This window comes from Agromyces sp. NPDC057865, from assembly GCF_042796995.1.
Lineage (GTDB): Bacteria > Actinomycetota > Actinomycetes > Actinomycetales > Microbacteriaceae > Agromyces.
This window is the reverse complement of sequence record NZ_JBHVMJ010000001.1, coordinates 422,096-440,057: the sequence shown is the minus strand read 5'-3', so window position 1 is coordinate 440,057 and position 17,962 is coordinate 422,096. Positions and strand designations below refer to the sequence as shown.

The 17,962-nt window shown below is 70.2% G+C and carries 18 protein-coding genes and 1 pseudogene; 8 read left to right on the top strand and 11 right to left on the bottom strand.

What is annotated here, in order from left to right:
- Nucleotides 1-654, bottom strand: a complete 654-nt coding sequence (locus ACFVN5_RS01975) for a hypothetical protein (RefSeq protein WP_376952949.1) — start codon at nucleotides 652-654, stop codon at nucleotides 1-3.
- A 166-nt stretch (nucleotides 655-820) separates the two neighbouring features.
- Nucleotides 821-1,576: a hypothetical protein gene (locus ACFVN5_RS01970; RefSeq protein WP_376952948.1), complete on the bottom strand. Its 756-nt coding sequence runs from the start codon at nucleotides 1,574-1,576 to the stop codon at nucleotides 821-823.
- Between the two features lie 20 nt (nucleotides 1,577-1,596).
- Between ACFVN5_RS01970 and ACFVN5_RS01965 the strand changes: the two are divergent.
- A pseudogene (locus ACFVN5_RS01965) lies at nucleotides 1,597-1,998 on the top strand (alpha/beta fold hydrolase); the annotation flags it as partial.
- 49 nt (nucleotides 1,999-2,047) lie between these two features.
- The gene (locus ACFVN5_RS01960) at nucleotides 2,048-2,224 is read left to right on the top strand and encodes an alpha/beta fold hydrolase (protein ID WP_376952947.1); all 177 of its coding nucleotides are present in this window, start codon (nucleotides 2,048-2,050) and stop codon (nucleotides 2,222-2,224) included.
- 4 nt (nucleotides 2,225-2,228) lie between these two features.
- Here ACFVN5_RS01960 and ACFVN5_RS01955 read toward each other — a convergent pair whose 3' ends face one another.
- The 8 genes from ACFVN5_RS01955 to ACFVN5_RS01920 all read right to left on the bottom strand — a co-directional run bounded on the left by ACFVN5_RS01955 (nucleotide 2,229) and on the right by ACFVN5_RS01920 (nucleotide 8,681).
- Nucleotides 2,229-2,879 carry an HAD family hydrolase gene (locus tag ACFVN5_RS01955; protein ID WP_376952946.1) on the bottom strand — a complete coding sequence of 217 codons (651 nt, stop codon included), beginning with the start codon at nucleotides 2,877-2,879 and terminating at the stop codon, nucleotides 2,229-2,231.
- Nucleotides 2,880-2,887: 8 nt separating this feature from the next.
- A complete protein-coding gene (locus ACFVN5_RS01950; RefSeq protein WP_376952945.1) occupies nucleotides 2,888-3,448 on the bottom strand; it encodes a dihydrofolate reductase family protein in 561 nt (186 codons plus the stop codon).
- Nucleotides 3,449-3,462: 14 nt separating this feature from the next.
- Nucleotides 3,463-4,833: a replicative DNA helicase gene (gene dnaB / locus ACFVN5_RS01945; protein ID WP_376952944.1), complete on the bottom strand. Its 1,371-nt coding sequence runs from the start codon at nucleotides 4,831-4,833 to the stop codon at nucleotides 3,463-3,465.
- Between the two features lie 542 nt (nucleotides 4,834-5,375).
- Nucleotides 5,376-5,828 (bottom strand): 50S ribosomal protein L9, encoded by a 453-nt coding sequence (gene rplI, locus ACFVN5_RS01940; RefSeq protein WP_148733043.1) that lies wholly within the window; start codon nucleotides 5,826-5,828, stop codon nucleotides 5,376-5,378.
- A gap of 11 nt (nucleotides 5,829-5,839) precedes the next feature.
- Nucleotides 5,840-6,100, bottom strand: coding sequence for a 30S ribosomal protein S18 (rpsR, locus tag ACFVN5_RS01935; protein WP_056727560.1), 261 nt, complete (start codon nucleotides 6,098-6,100; stop codon nucleotides 5,840-5,842).
- A gap of 48 nt (nucleotides 6,101-6,148) precedes the next feature.
- Nucleotides 6,149-6,664 (bottom strand): single-stranded DNA-binding protein, encoded by a 516-nt coding sequence (locus ACFVN5_RS01930; RefSeq protein ID WP_148733042.1) that lies wholly within the window; start codon nucleotides 6,662-6,664, stop codon nucleotides 6,149-6,151.
- A 5-nt stretch (nucleotides 6,665-6,669) separates the two neighbouring features.
- Nucleotides 6,670-7,053 carry a 30S ribosomal protein S6 gene (gene rpsF, locus ACFVN5_RS01925; protein WP_376952943.1) on the bottom strand — a complete coding sequence of 128 codons (384 nt, stop codon included), beginning with the start codon at nucleotides 7,051-7,053 and terminating at the stop codon, nucleotides 6,670-6,672.
- A 194-nt stretch (nucleotides 7,054-7,247) separates the two neighbouring features.
- Nucleotides 7,248-8,681: a CCA tRNA nucleotidyltransferase gene (locus ACFVN5_RS01920; protein WP_376952942.1), complete on the bottom strand. Its 1,434-nt coding sequence runs from the start codon at nucleotides 8,679-8,681 to the stop codon at nucleotides 7,248-7,250.
- 120 nt (nucleotides 8,682-8,801) lie between these two features.
- On the opposite strand from ACFVN5_RS01920, the gene ACFVN5_RS01915 reads away from it, so the two are divergent.
- From ACFVN5_RS01915 to ACFVN5_RS01890, 6 genes are all read left to right on the top strand, one after another.
- A complete protein-coding gene (locus ACFVN5_RS01915; protein ID WP_376952941.1) occupies nucleotides 8,802-11,204 on the top strand; it encodes a DUF6049 family protein in 2,403 nt (800 codons plus the stop codon).
- Nucleotides 11,197-12,816 (top strand): murein biosynthesis integral membrane protein MurJ, encoded by a 1,620-nt coding sequence (gene murJ, locus ACFVN5_RS01910; protein WP_376952940.1) that lies wholly within the window; start codon nucleotides 11,197-11,199, stop codon nucleotides 12,814-12,816. Before ACFVN5_RS01915 ends, murJ begins: the two co-directional genes overlap by 8 nt.
- A 121-nt stretch (nucleotides 12,817-12,937) precedes the next feature.
- Complete coding sequence (gene trxB / locus ACFVN5_RS01905; RefSeq protein ID WP_376954292.1) at nucleotides 12,938-13,945, top strand: thioredoxin-disulfide reductase; 1,008 nt, start codon at nucleotides 12,938-12,940, stop codon at nucleotides 13,943-13,945.
- A gap of 49 nt (nucleotides 13,946-13,994) precedes the next feature.
- Complete coding sequence (gene trxA / locus ACFVN5_RS01900) at nucleotides 13,995-14,318, top strand: thioredoxin (protein WP_376952939.1); 324 nt, start codon at nucleotides 13,995-13,997, stop codon at nucleotides 14,316-14,318.
- Between the two features lie 189 nt (nucleotides 14,319-14,507).
- Nucleotides 14,508-15,857, top strand: coding sequence for a PLP-dependent aminotransferase family protein (locus tag ACFVN5_RS01895; RefSeq protein ID WP_376954290.1), 1,350 nt, complete (start codon nucleotides 14,508-14,510; stop codon nucleotides 15,855-15,857).
- A 32-nt stretch (nucleotides 15,858-15,889) separates the two neighbouring features.
- Nucleotides 15,890-16,852 carry a D-alanine--D-alanine ligase gene (locus tag ACFVN5_RS01890; protein ID WP_376952938.1) on the top strand — a complete coding sequence of 321 codons (963 nt, stop codon included), beginning with the start codon at nucleotides 15,890-15,892 and terminating at the stop codon, nucleotides 16,850-16,852.
- A 119-nt stretch (nucleotides 16,853-16,971) separates the two neighbouring features.
- Here the strand turns inward: ACFVN5_RS01890 and ACFVN5_RS01885 are convergent, their stop codons facing one another.
- Nucleotides 16,972-17,955, bottom strand: coding sequence for a ParB/RepB/Spo0J family partition protein (locus tag ACFVN5_RS01885; protein ID WP_376952937.1), 984 nt, complete (start codon nucleotides 17,953-17,955; stop codon nucleotides 16,972-16,974).
- Nucleotides 17,956-17,962: the final 7 nt, after the last annotated feature.

Here is a 17,962-nt window from a genome sequence, read left to right as displayed (position 1 = left end):
TCACGCTGCGGAACTGCCGGCGTCCACGGATGCCGCGGCGACGCCCTCCACCCGACGGAACGGGATCGAGCTCGCGAGGCACAGCACCACCGGGCACGATGCCGCGAGGATCGCGACCCACGCACCGCGGGGCTGGTCGAGCGCCAGGCGGAGTCCGCCGATGGCCGGGACGGTCGCGACGATCCCGCCGATCACCGCCAGCGCGAGGACGCCGCACGTGATGCGGCCCCAGAGCGGGCCCCTGCCCGCCACCGCGAACCCGCCGGCAATGGCCGTCAGGGCGACAGCGACCGCGCCGCCGCCGAGGCCCTGTGTGAAGAGTGCGACGAGTGCACCGGGCATCGTCATCGGCAACACGGCGAACGTGAGCGGCGCGACGGCGAGCCAGCGCCAGTGGCGACGTCCGCCCGTACGCCGGACGTACTCGGCGAGGCCCAGCAGCGCGCCGGTGATCGCGCCCGCGCCGATGATCGCCACGAACGTGCCGTACCAGTCGACCCGTGAGGCGCCGCCGACGATCTCCGACATGTAGGCCCGGAACGCGGCCCCCCAGGCGACGCCGCACACGGCGCCGATCAGCACGAACACGGTTGCCGCCGGCTTTCTCCTCTTCGATGTCGTGCCACGCGTCGGGTCGACCTGCTCGACGACCATGTCGGCACCTCCGTCCGTCGTGCCGTTGCGGCGAGCGTACGGCTTCGGCGGCTCGCCAGCATGGGTGCCAGCCCCCATCGCGGTCACGGCCTGCCCCGGTGGTGTGCCGCGCACGGATGCCGCGGGCTTTGGCGTGCACGTGCGGCTCACCGAACGGCGGTCCTGATCACTCGGAGGGCTGGAGGTCCATCGGCGCGAGGTCGTAGCCGACCGTGTACTTCCGCTTCGGGTCGAGGGCGTCGATGAGGGCGACCAGCGCGTGCTGGATCTCGATGAGCCGGCGGTGGTCGCCGCGGGCGACGAGTTCCATGCCGCTGTCGACGGGCGTGAACCAGCCACGGAAGTCCGGGTCGTCGCGGAAGCGCTTCGTGAACGAGGCGTAGCCCATGACGTGCGGGATGCGCGTGCCCGTGTCGGTCACCGTCTCCCACGTGAGCATGAGCTCGCCGATCGCCCGCTGCTCGGTCGTGAAGAAGAGGAACCCCTCGCTGTGCACGCTGCGCCGCAGCGTCTGCAACACGGTGTCGATCAGCCGCTGCACCGCGATGTCTCGACCGCCCTCGCCGCTGGAGGAGAGCACGGCCTGCCGGCGGGCCTCGATCCAGCCGAAGTAGTTCGCGAACAGGTAGGCCGTGCTCGTGACCGCGTAGTCGCCGTGGCTCTTGTAGCGCTGCACGAGCGGCACCCAGCCCGACTCGACGATGTTCACGATGCGGGACTGGAGCTCGGCCGCGGCCTGGGCGAGCGGTTCGTAGACGCGCTCGGCGGCCTTGATGGCCGACTGGGTCTCCATCCGCTCCTCGCGCTCGGCGTCGAGCTCTGAGGCGAGCCGTGCGGTGCGGATCGAGAACAGCCCGGTGATGACGACGCTCGCCGCGCTCAGCACGAGCGCGACGATCGTGAGGATGGCGTCCATGCCCATGTCGCCGATGGTACGGGCGGGTGCGCTCGTACCGGCCGGGGCTCGCGGCGGCGCGCAGAGCGGCCTCGAGAGCGTCGGGCGTCGCGTCGCGTAGACTCACGAGTTCGCCGGGCGTCGGACCGCGGAGCCGCGCCCCGTCTCCGAGGAGGAGGAGCGTGCACTCGACCGGCTTCACCCCGACTGGGATCGCCTATGACGTGGCCTCGGGACCCGGCCTCCCCGTCGTGCTGATCCACGCCGGCATCGCCGACCGCCGGATGTGGGACGCCCAGTGGCCGGCGCTCACCGCGTCGCAACCGGCCGTGCGGCTCGACCTGCGCGGGTTCGGGGACTCGACGGCCCAGCCCGACGGCGAGCTGTCGCACGTCGACGACGTGCTCGAGGCGCTCGACCACCTTGGCATCCCGAAGTGCCACCTCGTCGGCGCCTCCTTTCGAACCACCCGCGCTCGAGCGGCTGTCGGAGGTCGCAGTGCGCACGCTGGTGCTGGTCGGCGGTCACGATCTCGATACGACCCACGACGCCGCCGCTCGAGTGGTCACGGGTATCCCGGGGGCACGGCGCATCGACTGGCCCGACGTCGCGCACCTGCCGTCGGTGGAGCGGCCTCAGGAGTTCATCGACCTCGTGCTCGAGTGGACGGCGTAGCGACTCACGCGGCCGCCACGACCTCGGGCTTGAGGTCGCGGATGGAGTCGAGCACGACGTCGGCGAGGGCGAGCGCGTCGGCGGCGGGCGGGTACGCCCGGTTGGGCACGGCGACCACCCGCATGCCCGCGGCGTGCGCCGAGCGGAGCCCGTTCGAGGAGTCCTCCACGGCGGTGCAGGCCTCGGGCGCGACGCCGAGTCGCGACGCCGCCTCGAGATAGACGTCGGGAGCGGGCTTGCCGCGATCGACCTCCTCGCTCGAGACGATCGCCCCGAACAGGTCGGCCAGTCCGGCGAGGTCGAGCGCGAGCTCGATCAGCTCACGGTTCGATGATGAGGCGACCGCGAGCCGATAGCGCTCCGCGAGCGCCCGGACGGTGGCGTCGACACCGTCGATCAGGGGCAGGTCGGCGCGGTACGACGCCTCGATCTGCGCGACGACCCGGCGGCCGATCTCGGTCGGCGTGCCGGGGACGCCGAGCTCATCGTGCAGGTACGCCTCCCACTCGGGAGCGCTCATGCCCTGCATCCGGCGCGTCGCCTCCTCGGGGTAGGGCCGGCCGGCGTCGAGGACGAGCTGTCGGCGGACGGCCTCCCAGCGCTCCTCGCTGTCGACGATCACGCCGTCCATGTCGAAGACGACCGCTTCGATCATCACGTTCCTCACTCGGTCTCGCGAACGCGCCGGTAGCGCTCGTAGATCGTGCGCGAGCCGAACGCGCGGGTCTCGACCAGGTCGAGCGGGAGCTCGGTGGCCACCGGCGGCAGGAGCGGCGTGCCGCCCCCGACGATGATCGGATTGCGGAAGAGGCGAAGCTCGTCGACGAGGTCGAGCTCGAACGCCGCCGCGGCGAGGCCGGCGCCACCGATCGAGACGTCCTTGTCGCTGGCGACGAGCGCCGCCGCGATCTCCTCGGCCACCGACCCCCCGGCGAGCCGGGCGTTGCCCTCGACCCGGTCGAGGGTGCGGCTGAAGACGACCTTGGGCAGTGCGGACCAGATGTCGGCGAAGGCGGCCAGCGCGTCGGTGCTGCGCATCGACGGGTCGGTCTCCCAGGGCAGCATGTCCTCGTAGAGCCGCCGGCCGCACAGGTAGACGCCCAGCTCGCCCACCTGTTCGGTGCGGAAGAGGAACTGCTCGTCGTCGGGCGCCGTCCATTCGAACCCGCCCCGGCGGTCGGTGATGTAGCCGTCGACCGAGACGCTCATCGAGAAGATCAGCACGGCGAGACCTCCGCCTACACCTGCACCATGTCGGTGAACCGCGAGAAGTGCCCGTGGAACGCGACCGTGATGGTGCGCGTGGGGCCGTTGCGGTGCTTGGCCACGATGAGGTCGGCCTCGCCCGCGCGGGGGCTGTCGCGCTCGTAGGCGGACTCGCGGTGCAGCAGGATCACCATGTCGGCGTCCTGCTCGATCGAGCCCGACTCGCGCAGGTCGGAGAGGGCGGGCATCTTGTCGGCACGCTGCTCGGGGCCACGGTTGAGCTGCGACAGCGCGATGACCGGCACCTGGAGCTCCTTCGCGAGCAGCTTCAGTGCACGCGAGAACTCCGAGACCTCCTGCTGGCGGCTCTCGACGCGCTTGCCGCTCGTCATGAGCTGCAGGTAGTCGATGACGACCATCTTCAGCCCGACGCGCTGCTTGAGGCGCCGGCACTTGGCGCGGATCTCGACGAGCGTCATGTTGGGCGAGTCGTCGATGTAGAGCGGTGCGTCGTTGATGCGGCCGCGCGTCGCGGCGATCGTGGTCCAGTCGCGCGAGTCGACCGTGCCCTTGCGCATCATCTGCAGCGGCACGGATGCTTCGGCCGAGAGCAGGCGCATGGCGATCTCGCTCTTGCCCATCTCGAGCGAGAAGAAGATGGACGGGAGGTCGTTGCCGATGGCCGCCGCGCGTGCGAAGTCGAGCGCGAGCGTCGACTTGCCCATCGCGGGCCGCGCGGCGACGATGATCATCTGCCCGGGGTGGAAGCCGTTCGTCAGCTCGTCGAGGTCGGCGAATCCGGTCGGCACGCCCGTGAACTTGCCGTCGGTGTGCTTGGCCGCCTCGATCTCGTCGATCGCCGCGGTGACCGCCTCGGTGAGCGGGACGTAGTCCTCGCTCTCGGTCGAGCCCGTGACCGAGTAGATCTCGGCCTGCGCATGGTTCACGAGCTCGGTGACCTCGCCCTCGCCCGCGTAGCCCATCTGCACGATGCGCGTGCCGGCCTCGACGAGTCGGCGGAGCAGCGCGCGCTCGGCGACGATCGACGCGTAGAACCCGGCGTTCGCCGCGGTGGGCACGAGGCTCGTGAGCGTGTGAAGGTACTCGACACCGCCGGCGCGCTGCAGCTCGCCGGTCTTCGTCAGTTCGTCGGTGACGGCGATCACGTCGGTGGGCTCGCCGTGCGAATAAAGGGACAGGATCGCGTTGAAGACGACCTCGTGCTTCGGCACGTAGAAGTCGATGCCGCGCACGGTCTCGATCACGTCGGCGACCGCGTCTTTGGAGAGCATCATGCCGCCGAGCGCGCTCTGCTCGGCGAGCAGGTCGTGCGGCGGAGTGCGCTCTCCGCGCCGGGCGTCGTCGTCGACCGGTTCGGCGAGTCCGATGTGCGCGATCGACAACTCAATGACCTCCGATTCGGCCTTCGCCGGCAGCGTGCTGGCGCCCGCACTTCAGTGTGGCCGGAGCCTCTGACATGACAGCCCGACCGGGGGACACCCGCTGATCGAAGGACGCTGCTTCACGATATGGAAGCCTCGTCCACAGCACAAGCCAGCCTGTGGATAACTCTGGGGACAAACTGCGCGAAACGCCGTGGAAGGTGTGCACATCTCCTGTGGAAAACTGTGGAAATCTGGGGAATTACACGGGTTGAATTTCAGAACGATCAGGCACTTCGCGTTTCCACACCTGTGGGGGAAAACTTCTTCGAGGTTCCACGGATGCCGCGTGCTTACCTGTGCACAACCATCACAGGAAGTCCACAACCTCCACTTGCGGGCGCGTCGATCACGGTGTAGACCTGTGCAATCGAAACGGGGGGATCCCGGCCGGCGAGGGGGACGGCTGGGCCGATGGAACACGCCCGCTGCAGCGCGCCGCCGAGACGACGGAACGGCGGCCCGGGCCGGAGCCCGAACCGCCGTTCTCGTGTGCGCGCGAACTACTTCGCGGCGACCACCTGGAGGGTGATCGTGGCCGAGACCTCGTCGCGGAGGCGAACGGTCGCCTCGTGCTCGCCGACCGCCTTGATGGGGGTCGGGATCTCGATCTTGCGCTTGTCGAGCTCGCCGAGGCCGGCGGCCTCGACGGCCGATGCGACATCCGCCGTCTTGACCGAGCCGAAGAGGCGACCACCGAGGCCGGCCTTGACGGCCAGCTTCACCTTGGTCGACTCGAGCTTGGCCTTGAGGGCCTGTGCGTCCTCGAGCGAGTGGAGCTCGCGAGCCGCGCGGGCGGCCTTGATCTGCTCGACCTGCTTCTCGCCACCGCGGGTCCACGGCGTCGCGAAGCCCTGCGGGACCAGGTAGTTGCGCGCGTAGCCGTTCTTGACCTCGACCACGTCGCCGGCGGCGCCGAGGCCGGTGACCTCGTGCGTGAGAATAACCTTTGCCATTGTCGTGCTCCTTAGCGGCCGGAGCCCGAGTAGGGCAGGAGCGCCATCTCGCGCGCGTTCTTCACGGCACGGGCGATGAGGCGCTGCTCCTGCACGGAGACACCGGTGATACGGCGGGCGCGGATCTTGCCGCGCTCCGAGATGAACTTGCGCAGGGTGGCGACATCCTTGTAGTCGATGACGCCGACCTTGATGGACTTCGCCGGGGCGGCGTTCTTCGCGCCCTTCCCGCGGCTCGGCTTGCGGCGGTCGCCGCTGCTCTTTCCAGCCATTGTTGATCCTTTGATGAGTGCTCGCCGGTCGTGGGACCGGCGTGAATGTTAGAAGGGGGTCTCGTCGCCGTAGTTGGTGCCCGGCGTGTTCCAGACGTCGCCGCCGGCGGCCGCGCCCGACTGGGCGGCAGGCGCGCTCGGAGCCCATGCGTCGTCGGACTGGCCGCCCCCGAAGGAGCCACCGCCCACGCCGCGGTTGGACTGCGCACGGGTGACCTGGGCGGTCGCGTACCGGAGCGAGGGGCCGATCTCGTCGACCTCCAGCTCGATGGTGGTGCGCTTCTCGCCTTCCTTGGTCTCGTAGGAACGCTGCTTGAGACGCCCGGAAGCGATGACCCGGGAACCCTTGGTGAGTGAACCCGCGACGTGCTCGGCGAACTCGCGCCAGCAGCTCGCGCGCAGGAACAGCGCTTCACCGTCCTTCCACTCGTTCGCCTGACGGTCGAACGTGCGGGGCGTGGACGCGATGGTGAAGTTGGCAACCGCCAGCCCGTTCTGCGTGTAGCGCAGCTCGGGGTCTGCAGTGAGGTTGCCCACCACGGTGATGATGGTCTCGCCGGCCATGGGGACTAGGCGTCCTTCTTGACGGGGGCCTTCGCGGCGGCGGCGGCCTTCTTCGCGGCGCGCTCCTCCTGGGCCTTGGCAGCGGCGGCCACCTGGGCGATGGCCTCCTCGGCACGGAGCACCTTGGTGCGCATGACGGCCTCGCTGAGGTTCAGCTGGCGGTCGAGCTCCTTGGTGGTCGCAGGCTCGGCGGTGAAGTCGACGACGGCGTAGATGCCCTCGCTCTTCTTCTTGATCTCGTAGGCCAGGCGACGACGTCCCCAGATGTCGACCTTGTCGACCGTGCCGCCATCGTTGCGGATGACGTTGAGGAACTTGTCGAGGCTGGGAGCAACGGTGCGCTCGTCGATCTCGGGATCGAGGATGACCATCAGCTCGTACTGGTGCATGACAGACCCACCTCCTTCGGACTCAGGCGGTCACAGACGGTCTGTGACAGGAGGGTGTACATGCGTCACGCCGAGGAGGCCGCGAATGCGGCGCTCGGGCAACCTGTCAATGGTAACGGATGCCGCGTCGCCGCGCCATTCGACGCTGAGGATGCCTCGTGGTCGATCGTCGGCCCTCGGCGCCCAGCACGCGGTCACGCCCGCTCGCGCGCCGCCCACCACTCGAGCAGGCGCTCCTTCGCGGCATCCGCGCCGATGGGCCCCTCGTCGAGCCGCACCTCGAGGAGGTACCGGTACGCCTCGCCGACCACCGGACCGGGCTTCACGTCGAGCAGTTGCATGATCTGCTGCCCGTCGAGCTCCGGGCGCACGGCGGCGAGCTCCTCCTCCTCGGCGAGCACGGCGATGCGCTCCTCGAGGTCGTCGTACGCGAAGCCCAGCCGATCGGCCTTGCGGCGGTTGCGGGTGGTGACGTCGGCCCGCGTCAGGATGTGCAGGCGCTCGAGCTGGTCGCCCGCGTCGCGCACGTAGCGACGTACGGCGGAGTCGGTCCACGCGGCATCCGCGTAGCCGAAGAAGCGCAGGTGCAGCTCGATGAGCCGGGAGACGGCCGCGATCGTGTCGTTGTCGTAGCGCAGTGCGCGCAGGCGCTTGCGGGCGAGCTTCGCGCCGACGAGGTCGTGGTGGTGGAAGGACACCGCGCCGCCCGGCTCGAGTCGCCGCGTGGCCGGCTTGCCGATGTCGTGCAGCAGCGCCGCGAGCCGGACCACGAGGTCGGGGGAGTCGAGGACGCCCCGCGAGACCTCGTAGTCGATCGCCTGGTCGAGCACGGTGAGCGAGTGCTCGTACACGTCCTTGTGGTGGTGGTGCTCGTCGACCTCGAGGCGCAGGGCCGGGATCTCGGGCAGCACACGCTCGGCGAGTCCGGAGTCGACGAGCAGGCGGATGCCGCCGCGAGGCGCCGAGGTCAGGAGGAGCTTCGACAGCTCATCGCGCACCCGCTCGGCCGAGATCCGGTCGATCTCGGGGGCGAGCTCGGCCATGGCTGCGCGCGTGCCGGCCTCGACCGCGAATCCGAGCTGGGCCGAGAACCGGGCGGCCCGCAGCATCCGGAGCGGGTCGTCGCCGAACGACTGCTCGGGCGCGGCCGGGGTGCGCAGCGTACGGGAGAGGAGGTCCTCGACGCCGCCCGACGGATCGACGAGCGCGAGCTGGGGGAGTCGCAGTGCGAGCGCGTTCACGGTGAAGTCGCGGCGCGTGAGGTCGTCCTCGAGGCTCGAGCCGAAGACCACCTCGGGCTTGCGGGATGCCCCGTCGTAGGCGTCGGCCCGATAGGTGGTGATCTCCACGGTCTCGCCGGCGATCTTCGCGCCGATGGTGCCGAACGCGCGGCCGATGTCCCAGTGCGCCTCGGCGATCGGCTTCACGATCGCGAGGATGCGGTCGGGCGTGGCATCCGTCGTGAAGTCGAGGTCGTTCGTGGGGCGGCCGAGGAACGCGTCGCGCACCGGGCCGCCGACGAGCGCGAGCTCGTGGCCCGCGGCCGAGAACGCCTCGGCGAGCTTCGCGACGGTCGGCGAAGCGGCCAGCTCGCCCAGTCGGTCGAGGGCCGCCGCGACACTCTGCATGCCCCCTATGTTAAGCGGGACGCGGCCGGCGACCCGCTTACGGCGGGCCTCCTTCGGGGGGTCTGGAGGCGCTGTGGACGTCGAGCGGGCGCTCGGACCCCAACCCGTAGAATCGCCTGCATGGTGCCCGAGTCGAACCCCGCGCTTCAGCGTGCCGACTCCACCGACTCCACCCCCCGCCGCACCCCCCGACGCTCCCGGCTCGTCTTCGCGGGCCTCGCCCTCGCCGCCCTCACCGGCGCCGTCGCCGCCCCGCTCGCAGCCAACGCGGGGGTCGACCCGGCGTCGAGCCTCCAGGCGATGCTCGGCCTCGGCGACCCGGCTCCGGCGACCGAGACGAGCCTGACCACGTCCGCCCCGGCGCAGGCCGTCGGCGACGAGACGGCGGGCCTGCGGCTGCGCGTCTCGCCCACGATCTCGACGACCATCTCGCCCGGCGAGCCCGTCGCCCTCTCGGTCGAGATCGAGAACGCGACCGGGGAGGCACTCGCCCCCGGCACCGTGCGTCTCGTGCGCGCCGACGGCGCCATCGACGACGAGACCGAGCTCGACGAGTGGCTCGCCGCCGACGCCCAGGACAGCACCGGCATCGCCGGCGACGCGGTGACGCTGGGCGAGGCCGAATCGCGCGGCCTGGCCGCCGGCGGTGCGACGCTCGTGTCGTTCACGGTCCCCGGCGAGGCGTTCGGCGAGCTCGCCGGCTCGCCCGTGCTCGGCCTGGGCGCCGAGCTCCGAGTGGGCGACACGGTCGTGGCGGCGGGCACCGCCGCCTATGCCAACGCGGATGTCCCGGCCTCGGGCTCGGTGGCGGTGGCACTCGCAGCGCCGCTGACGACGCCCACCGGCACGGTCCCGCTCGGGCTCATCCCCGCCGACCAGCTGGCGAACTGGACCTCCCCGACGGGGCTGCTCACCCGACAGCTCGACGCCCTCGCGGGCCGCCGCGTCGCGATCGGCCTCGACCCGCGCATCGTGGCGTCGATCCGCGTGCTCGGCACGGGTGCGCCGCCCTCCGCGACCGCCTGGCTGCAGCGCCTCGCGAATGTGCCGAACGAAGTATTCCCGCTCGCGTATGCAGACGCCGACGTCGCGGCTCAGGCCCAGCTCGACTTGCCCGGCCTCCTCGCGCCGACCTCCTTCGGTGACGTGCTCGATCCCGCGAACTTCGCCACGACGCCCGAGGCGGCCGATGAGAACGACAGCTCGGCGGTCGGCACTCCGGCGACCGACGAGCCCGTCGAGCCCGAGCCGACGCCCGGCGGGGTGCCGACCACCGACGAGCTGCTCGCCTGGCCGTACACGCGCGTGGACCTCGCGTGGCCCGCCGACGACACCGTGGCCGCGGGCAACCTCGGCTACCTCGATGCGGCGGGCCTCACCACCACGATCCTCGCGCCCGGCAACGTCGAGCCGGTCGACGGGCCGGCGTCGTCGTCGGCCAACGTCGACGGCTCGACCGCACTCGTCGCCGATGCCGAGCTCACGGAGCCCCTGCGCGCGGCATCCGACGCCTCGACCGACACCGAGTGGCGCGAGGCGACCGGGCGCCTGCTCGCCGAGCTCGCGCTCGACGCCGGCACCGCGCGCACGACCGTGCTCGCGACGTTCGATCGTGGCGACGCGTCGCAGTCCGCACGCGTCTCGGCGGTCATCGACGAGATCGCCGGCTCCGGATGGTCGTCGCTCGCGGGCCTCTCCGACGCGATCGGTGCACCGCCCGAGTCGCGCATGCTCGTCGACGAACCCGAGTCGGAGGGCCGCCTCTCCGCGATCGGCCGGATGGTCGAGACCGAGGCGCGCCTCGCCGAGTTCGCGACCGTGCTGACGGATGAGAGCCTCATCACCGGCCCGACTCGTCGCCAGCTCCTCTCGCTCCTCGACGTCGCCTGGCTCGACGACACCGACGCCTGGGAGTCCGAGGTCGGCGACTGGCTCGCCGAGCAGCGCGCCACGCTCGGATCCGTGTCGGTGGTGCCGAGCAGCACCATCAACGTCGTGTCCACCGAGACGGGCGTCCCGACCACGATCGAGAACACGCTGCCCTATCCCGTCACGGTCGTCGTCGACGTGGCGCCGTCCAACGGGCGGCTCATCGTCGAGGACCAGGTCGAGGCCACCGTCGAGCCGCAGTCCCGCTCCACCGTGCGCGTGCCGGTCGCCGCGGGCGTCGGCAACGGCGAGGTGTCGCTCGCCGTGTCGCTCACCTCGACCGCCGGGGTGCCGATCGGCACCACCGTGACGATCCCGGCCAACGTGCAGGCCGACTGGGAGGGCCTCGGCGCCGCCATCCTCGCCGTGATCGTCGTGCTCGTCTTCGGCATCGGCCTCTGGCGCAACATCCGCCGTCGCCGTCGGGCGCGCCTTGCGGCCGCAGAGGGTGCTGCCGCGGGTGATGCGGATGCCGCGACCGACGCGGATGCCGCGACCGACGCGGATGCCGCTGATGATCGCGATGCGGCCGCGGACGCTCCCGATACCACCGCGACCGAAACCGCAGATCCGACAGGACCCGAGCGTGGCTGACACCGACCGGATCGGCCGCGCGAGCGCCTTCCTCGCCTCCGGCACGATCGTCTCCCGCGTCCTCGGCTTCGTGAAGGCCATCGTGCTGGCCGCGGCCATCGGCGTCGTCGGATCGAGCTCCGCCGACGCGTTCGCCGTCGCCAACGGCCTGCCCAACACCGTCTACGTGATCGTCGCGGGCGGCGTACTCTCGGCGGTGCTCGTGCCGCAGATCGTGCGTGCCAGCACCCACACCGACGGCGGCAGCGCCTACATCAACAAGCTCCTGACGCTGGCGCTCACGGTCATCGGCGCCGCCACGATCCTCGCGACGGCGCTGGCCCCAGTGCTCACCTGGATCTACGCGGGCTCGAACTCCGAGATCCTCCCGCTCGCCGCCGCGTTCGCCTGGTGGTGCCTGCCGCAGATCTTCTTCTACGGGCTCTACACGCTGCTCGGCGAGGTGCTGAACGCCCGCCGGAGCTTCGGCCCGTTCACGTGGGTGCCGGTGCTCAACAACGTCGTCGCGCTCATCGGCCTGGTGATCTTCGGGATCCTCTTCGGGTTCGACCCCGACGGCACGCGCGCGATCGACGACTGGACACCCGGCATGGTCGCGGTCCTGGCCGGATCCGCAACGCTCGGCATCGTCGTCCAGGCCGTCGTGCTGTTCTGGTTCTGGCGTCGCATCGGCCTGCGATATCGTCCCGACTTCCGCTGGCGCGGCGTCGGCCTCGGAGCCGCCGGGCGCATGGCCGGATGGACGTTCGGAATGCTGCTGCTCACGACGTTCGCTGGCATCGTGCAGACCCAGGTCGTGCTGCAGGCATCGGGTGCGGGGGCATCCGTCGCGGCGATCGACAACGCCTGGCTCGTGTTCATGCTGCCGCACTCGGTCATCACGGTCTCGATCGCGACCGCGTACTTCACGCGCATGAGCGAGCACGCGCACGCCGGGAACCTCGACCGCGTCCGCGACGACCTCTCCAGCGCCGTCCGGGGTGTCAGCGTCATCCTCGTGCTCGCTGCCGTCGTGCTCATGGTCGTCGCCTACCCGTTCGGCGCGGTGTTCCAGCCCGGCCTCGCGCTGGCGTCCGCACTCGGCAACGTCATCATCGCGTTCGCGATCGGCCTCGTCGGATTCAGCATCCTCTTCGTCGTGCAACGCACGTTCTACGCCCTGGGCGACACCCGCACGCCGTTCTTCTTCACGCTCTTCCAGGTGATCGTCTTCACGGTCGCCGCCCTCTCCTGCATCCCACTGCCGCTCGAGTGGACCGCGGTGGGCATCGCCCTGTCGACGACGCTCGCGAGCACCGCGCAGCTCGTGCTCGCGCTCGTCCTGCTTCGCCGTCAGCTCGGCCGACTCGACGGACGACGCATCGCCGTGAGCCTCGGGCGCGACCTCGCGGCCGCGGTGCTTCCCGTGATCGCCGGCGTCGTGCTTCTCGTGGTCCTCGGCGGCACCACCGAGGGCGGATTCGCCGTCACCAACAGGGTCGGCGCGATCCTCTCGATGGCGATCATCGGCGCCGTGATGGCCGTGCTCTACTTCGGGGTGCTCTGGGCGCTGCGATCGCCCGAGCTGCGTGGATTCGCGGAGCCGCTCGTGGCGCGGGTGCGCCGACGCTGAGGCATCCGACGCGCGAGCGCCCGGTCGGCGGCGGAATACGCGCCGCCTAGACTGTGTTCACCATGACGTGCCCATCGCGAACGTCGAGGGCGCCGAAACACCAGCCACCACAGGAGTGAAGTTGCGCGACATCATCATCATCGGCTCGGGCCCGGCCGGATTCACCGCCGCGATCTACGCCGCACGCGCGGAGCTCAAGCCCCTGCTCATCGCCAGCTCGGTCGAGATCGGCGGCGAGTTGATGAACACCACCGAGGTCGAGAACTACCCGGGCTTCCCCGAGGGCATCATGGGCCCCGACCTGATGGCGAAGTTCCAGGCGCAGGCCGAGCGGTTCGGCACCGAGGTCGTGTACGACGACGTCGTGGAGCTCGAGCTCGACGGCCCCGTCAAGCGCGTGAAGCTCGGCAGCGGGGAGGTGCACGAGGCATCCGCGCTGATCTACGCCACCGGCTCGGCCTACCGCAAGCTCGGCCTGCCCGAGGAGGAGATCCTCTCGGGTCATGGCCTCTCATGGTGCGCCACCTGCGACGGCTTCTTCTTCCGCCAAAAGACCATCGCGGTCGTCGGCGGCGGCGACTCGGCGATGGAGGAGGCCACCTTCCTCACGCGATTCGCCGACAAGGTCTACGTCATCCACCGCCGCGACTCGCTCAAGGCGTCCAAGATCATGCAGCAGCGTGCCTTCGACAACGAGAAGATCGAGTTCATCTGGAACGCCGAGGTCACGCAGATCCACGGCACCGAGCAGGTCTCGGGCGTGACGCTGCGCGACACGGTGACCGGTGAGCTCCGCGCGCTCGACCTCGACGGCCTGTTCGTCGCGATCGGCAACGACCCGCGCACGCACCTCGTGCACGGCAAACTCGAGCTCACGCGCGAGGGCACCATCCACGTCGAGGGCCGCTCGTCGCGCACGTCGGTTCCCGGCGTGTTCGCCGCCGGCGACGTGATCGACCCGTTCTACCGCCAGGCCGTCACGGCCGCCGGGACGGGCACGGTCGCCGCACTCGACGCCGAGCACTACCTGGCCGCCCTGGCCGAAGCACCGTCGCCCGAGATCGCCGAGATCGAGGCCGAGGCCATCGAAGAGGCCGAGGCCGTCGAGAACTTCGCCCGCACGCGCTGATCCGCCGATCACGCCGAGCGAGACATCCGCTTCACCAAAGGAGAAACACATGACTGCACGTACCGTGAACGAGGCCACCTGGGAGCAGGAGGTCCTGAACAACGAGAAGGCCGTCCTGGTCGACTTCTGGGCCGAGTGGTGCGGCCCGTGTCGCATGGTCAGCCCGATCCTCGACCAGATCGCGACTGAGCACGCCGAGAAGCTCGACATCGTCAAGCTCAACGTCGACGAGAACCCGAACCTCGCGATGAAGTACCAGATCACCGCGATCCCCGCGTTCAAGGTCTTCGAGAAGGGCGAGGTCGTCAAGACCGTCGTCGGCGCCAAGCCGAAGCCCGCACTCGAGGCCGACCTCGCCGCCTACATCTCGTAGTCGGCCGCCTCGCACACGCAGAGACCCGTCCGGCAGACGCCGGGCGGGTCTTTCGCGTATCCGCGGGGTCGACTCGCCTACCCGCCCGCTCGCCGCTCTCCGGTGCGTCACGGTCGCGGTCGCGGTCGGCCGAGCGGATGCCCCGGGCGTGACGTCACGCGAACGGACCGCCTGAACCAGATGACTAGCATGGAAATCCTGAGCAGAAACGGAAGCGACGTGACCTCTGACGTCCCCCAGCGGACCGGCAACAACCTCGACCCTTGGTACGCGAACTACGCCGAGCGAGCCTCCGGCCTCGCCGCCTCCGAGGTCCGAGCCCTGTTCGCCGTCGCGTCGCGCCCCGAGGTGGTGTCGCTCGCGGGTGGCATGCCGTACGTCTCGGCGCTTCCGCAGGAACTCATCGTCTCCTCGATGGAGCGCGTCATGCGCACGCAGGGTCCCACCGCGCTGCAGTACGGCTCGGGGCAGGGCATCCCGCAGTTGCGCGAGCACATCCTCGACGTGATGGCCCTCGAGGGCATCCGCGGCTCGGTCGACAACGTCGTGACAGCCACCGGATCGCAGCAGGCCCTCGACCTCGTGGCGAAGCTCTTCATCGATCCGGGCGACGTGATCCTCGCTGAATCGCCGAGCTACGTCGGCGCGCTCGGGGTGTTCCGGTCGTACCAGGCGAGCGTCGTGCACGTCGCCATGGACGACGACGGACTCATACCCGAGGCGCTGCGGCAGACGATCGCGCACCTTCGCGGCCAGGGACGACGCATCAAGTTCCTGTACACGATCCCGAACTTCCACAACCCGGCCGGCGTGACCCTCGCCGCCTCGAGGCGGCCCGAGATCCTCGAGATCTGTCGGGAGAACGAGATCCTCGTGCTCGAGGACAACCCCTACGGCCTGCTCCACTTCGACGAGCCGGCGCCGAACGCCCTGCGCTCGCTCGACGAGGAGCACGTCATCTACCTCGGCTCCTTCTCGAAGACGCTCGCCCCCGGATTCCGGGTCGGCTGGGCGCTCGCACCGCACGCCATCCGCGAGAAGCTCATCCTCGCCGCGGAGTCCGCGATCCTCTCGCCGAGCTCGTTCAGCCAGCTCGTCGTCTCGGAGTACCTCTCGAGCACCGACTGGCGCGCCCAGATCGACACGTTCCGCGGCGTCTACCGCGAACGCAAGGACGCGATGATCGAGGCGCTGGGGGAGTACCTTCCGCAACTGCGGTGGACGAACCCCAACGGCGGGTTCTACGTCTGGGTCACCATGCCCGACGTGCTCGACTCCAAGCAGATGCTGCCGCGCGCGGTCAAGGAACTCGTCGCGTACACGCCCGGCACGGCGTTCTTCGCCGACGGACGCGGACGCCACGCGATGCGCCTGTCGTTCTGCTATCCCACGCCAGACGCCATCCGGGTCGGCATCCGTCGTCTCGCCACGGTCGTGAACGGCGAGCTCGACCTGCTCGACACGTTCGCCGGCACCGGCCCGCTGCAGCTGCCGCCGAGCGCCGACTACGACTCCGCCCCACCGTCCGACCTCAAGTGACCACGCATCACAGTTTGGAGAAAGCCCTGATCATGAGCGATTCCAGTGGTCTGTACGTGGTCGTCCTGGCCGGCGGCATCTCGCATGAGCGCGATGTGTCGCTGCGTTCGGGTCGTCGAGTCGCCGATGCCCTCGCCGAGGCGGGCCATCGGGTCGTGCTGCTCGATCCCGACGCGGGACTCCTCCCCTTCCTCGCGAAGGAACGACCCGACGTGGTGTTCCCGGCGCTGCACGGGTCGAGCGGCGAAGACGGGTCACTGCTCGACCTCCTCAACGCGCTCGGCGTGCCGACGGTCGGCTCGACCGGCGCCGCCGCTCGGCGTGCGTGGTCGAAGCCGGTCGCCAGCTCACTCGCTTCGCACGCGGGCCTGGCCGTGCCGCGCTCGATCGTGCTGTCGAACGAGGCCTTCCGTGAACTCGGCGCCTCGAGCGTGCTGCGCGTGGTGCGCGAGTCGCTCGAGGGCGATCTGGTCGTGAAGCCCGGATCGGGTGGATCCGCCCAGGGCGTGACCATCGTCGATGAGCCCAATGAGCTGCCGCGCGCGATGGTCGAGGCGTTCACGTACGACGACGTCGCCGTGGTCGAGCACCGAGTGCACGGCACCGAGATCGCGGTCGCCGTGGTCGACACCGGCGACGGACCACGTGCCCTCACCCCGGTCGAGATCGAGCCGAGGACCGGCGTCTACGGATTCCAGGCCCGGTACAACGCGGGGGAGACCACGTTCTACGCGCCGTCGCGGCTCAGCGATGCGGTCAGCAGTTCGGTGGCGGATGCCGCGGTGCACGCGCATCGCACGCTCGGGCTGCGCGACCTCTCGCGCGTCGACTTCATCGTCGACGCGGAGGGCACGCCGTGGTTCCTCGAGGCGAACGTGATCCCGGGCCTCACCGAGACGTCGCTCGTGCCGCTCGCGATCGAGGCCTCGGGCACGGATGCCGCGACGATCTACAGCGGCCTGGTCCAGGCCGCTGCGGCTCGCGCCGCCGTCTGACCGCGGCGTCGGCGTCGAGCGAGTGACCCTCGTCGTCGACGCCTCTGCCGGGTCGGTCGGGAGCTCCTCGAAACAGGGTGGTTCAGTTCACCAGGAGCGATTCTCCGGGCGCCGCAGGTTCACACGCCTTCGAGTTCCTCGCCGAGGTCGCTGAGAATGCGGCGGAGATCCTGAACCGTCGCGAAATCAATGCTGATCTGGCCTTTCCGCGCGCCGATTGCGATCTTCACGCGGGTGTTCAGCCGGTCGCCGAGGCGCGTGGCCAGATCGTCGAGGAAGTCCTGTCGCTTGCCGGCCGCCGGCTTCGCGCGTGACGGCTTCGGGCTGCTTGCCGCGAGTGCTTCGGCGGCGCGGACCGACAGTTCCTCGTTCACGATCTTGTCGGCGAACCGCTGCATCTCCTCGGGGTCGTCGCTCACGGCGAGGATCGCCCGGGCGTGGCCCGCGCTCAGCACACCGGCCGCGACCCGGAGCTGGACCGCCTCGGGCAGCTTGAGCAGGCGGAGCGTGTTCGAGATCTGCGGACGCGATCGGCCGATGCGGGACGCGAGCTCCTCCTGGGTGATCCCGAAGTCGGCGAGGAGTTGCTGGTAGGCGGACGCCTCCTCGAGCGGGTTGAGCTGCGAGCGGTGCAGGTTCTCGAGGAGCGCATCGCGAAGCATGTCCTCGTTGGCGGTGTCCTTCACGACCGCCGGTATGGTGTCGAGGCCAGCGGCCTTCGTCGCGCGCAGTCGACGCTCGCCCATGACCAACTCGTACTTGCCGGGCTCACCGGGGTGGGGGCGGACGACGATCGGCTGCAGCACTCCGAACTCGCGAACGCTGTGGACGAGCTCCTCGAGGTCCTCGGCGTCGAAGACCGTGCGCGGCTGCTGAGCGTTGGGGACGATGTCGTCGGGGCTCAACCGCGCCAGCCGCGCACCGGGTACCGTCAACAGGCCCTCGGTCGCGGCGGCCTGCTCGACGGCGGCGATCGCCGTGGCGGGCGTCGAGTCGACGTCGGGGAAGAAGACATCGACCGGACGAGTCGCCCGGTTGGCGTCGTCGGCGGTGGGGATCAGGGCGCCGATTCCACGGCCGAGGCCGGTGCGCTTCGTGGCCATCTGGGGT

Bases quoted from the DNA above. Each gene is read 5' to 3' on its own strand.
- ACFVN5_RS01975 (WP_376952949.1), bottom strand. From the start codon at position 654: ATGGTCGTCGAGCAGGTCGACCCGACGCGTGGCACGACATCGAAGAGG.
- ACFVN5_RS01970 (WP_376952948.1), bottom strand. From the start codon at position 1,576: ATGGGCATGGACGCCATCCTCACGATCGTCGCGCTCGTGCTGAGCGCG.
- ACFVN5_RS01955 (WP_376952946.1), bottom strand. From the start codon at position 2,879: ATGATCGAAGCGGTCGTCTTCGACATGGACGGCGTGATCGTCGACAGC.
- rplI (WP_148733043.1), bottom strand. From the start codon at position 5,828: ATGGCAAAGGTTATTCTCACGCACGAGGTCACCGGCCTCGGCGCCGCC.
- rpsR (WP_056727560.1), bottom strand. From the start codon at position 6,100: ATGGCTGGAAAGAGCAGCGGCGACCGCCGCAAGCCGAGCCGCGGGAAG.
- ACFVN5_RS01930 (WP_148733042.1), bottom strand. From the start codon at position 6,664: ATGGCCGGCGAGACCATCATCACCGTGGTGGGCAACCTCACTGCAGAC.
- rpsF (WP_376952943.1), bottom strand. From the start codon at position 7,053: ATGCACCAGTACGAGCTGATGGTCATCCTCGATCCCGAGATCGACGAG.
- ACFVN5_RS01920 (WP_376952942.1), bottom strand. From the start codon at position 8,681: ATGCAGAGTGTCGCGGCGGCCCTCGACCGACTGGGCGAGCTGGCCGCT.
- ACFVN5_RS01915 (WP_376952941.1), top strand. From the start codon at position 8,802: ATGGTGCCCGAGTCGAACCCCGCGCTTCAGCGTGCCGACTCCACCGAC.
- trxA (WP_376952939.1), top strand. From the start codon at position 13,995: ATGACTGCACGTACCGTGAACGAGGCCACCTGGGAGCAGGAGGTCCTG.
- ACFVN5_RS01895 (WP_376954290.1), top strand. From the start codon at position 14,508: ATGGAAATCCTGAGCAGAAACGGAAGCGACGTGACCTCTGACGTCCCC.
- ACFVN5_RS01890 (WP_376952938.1), top strand. From the start codon at position 15,890: ATGAGCGATTCCAGTGGTCTGTACGTGGTCGTCCTGGCCGGCGGCATC.
- ACFVN5_RS01885 (WP_376952937.1), bottom strand. From the start codon at position 17,955: ATGGCCACGAAGCGCACCGGCCTCGGCCGTGGAATCGGCGCCCTGATC.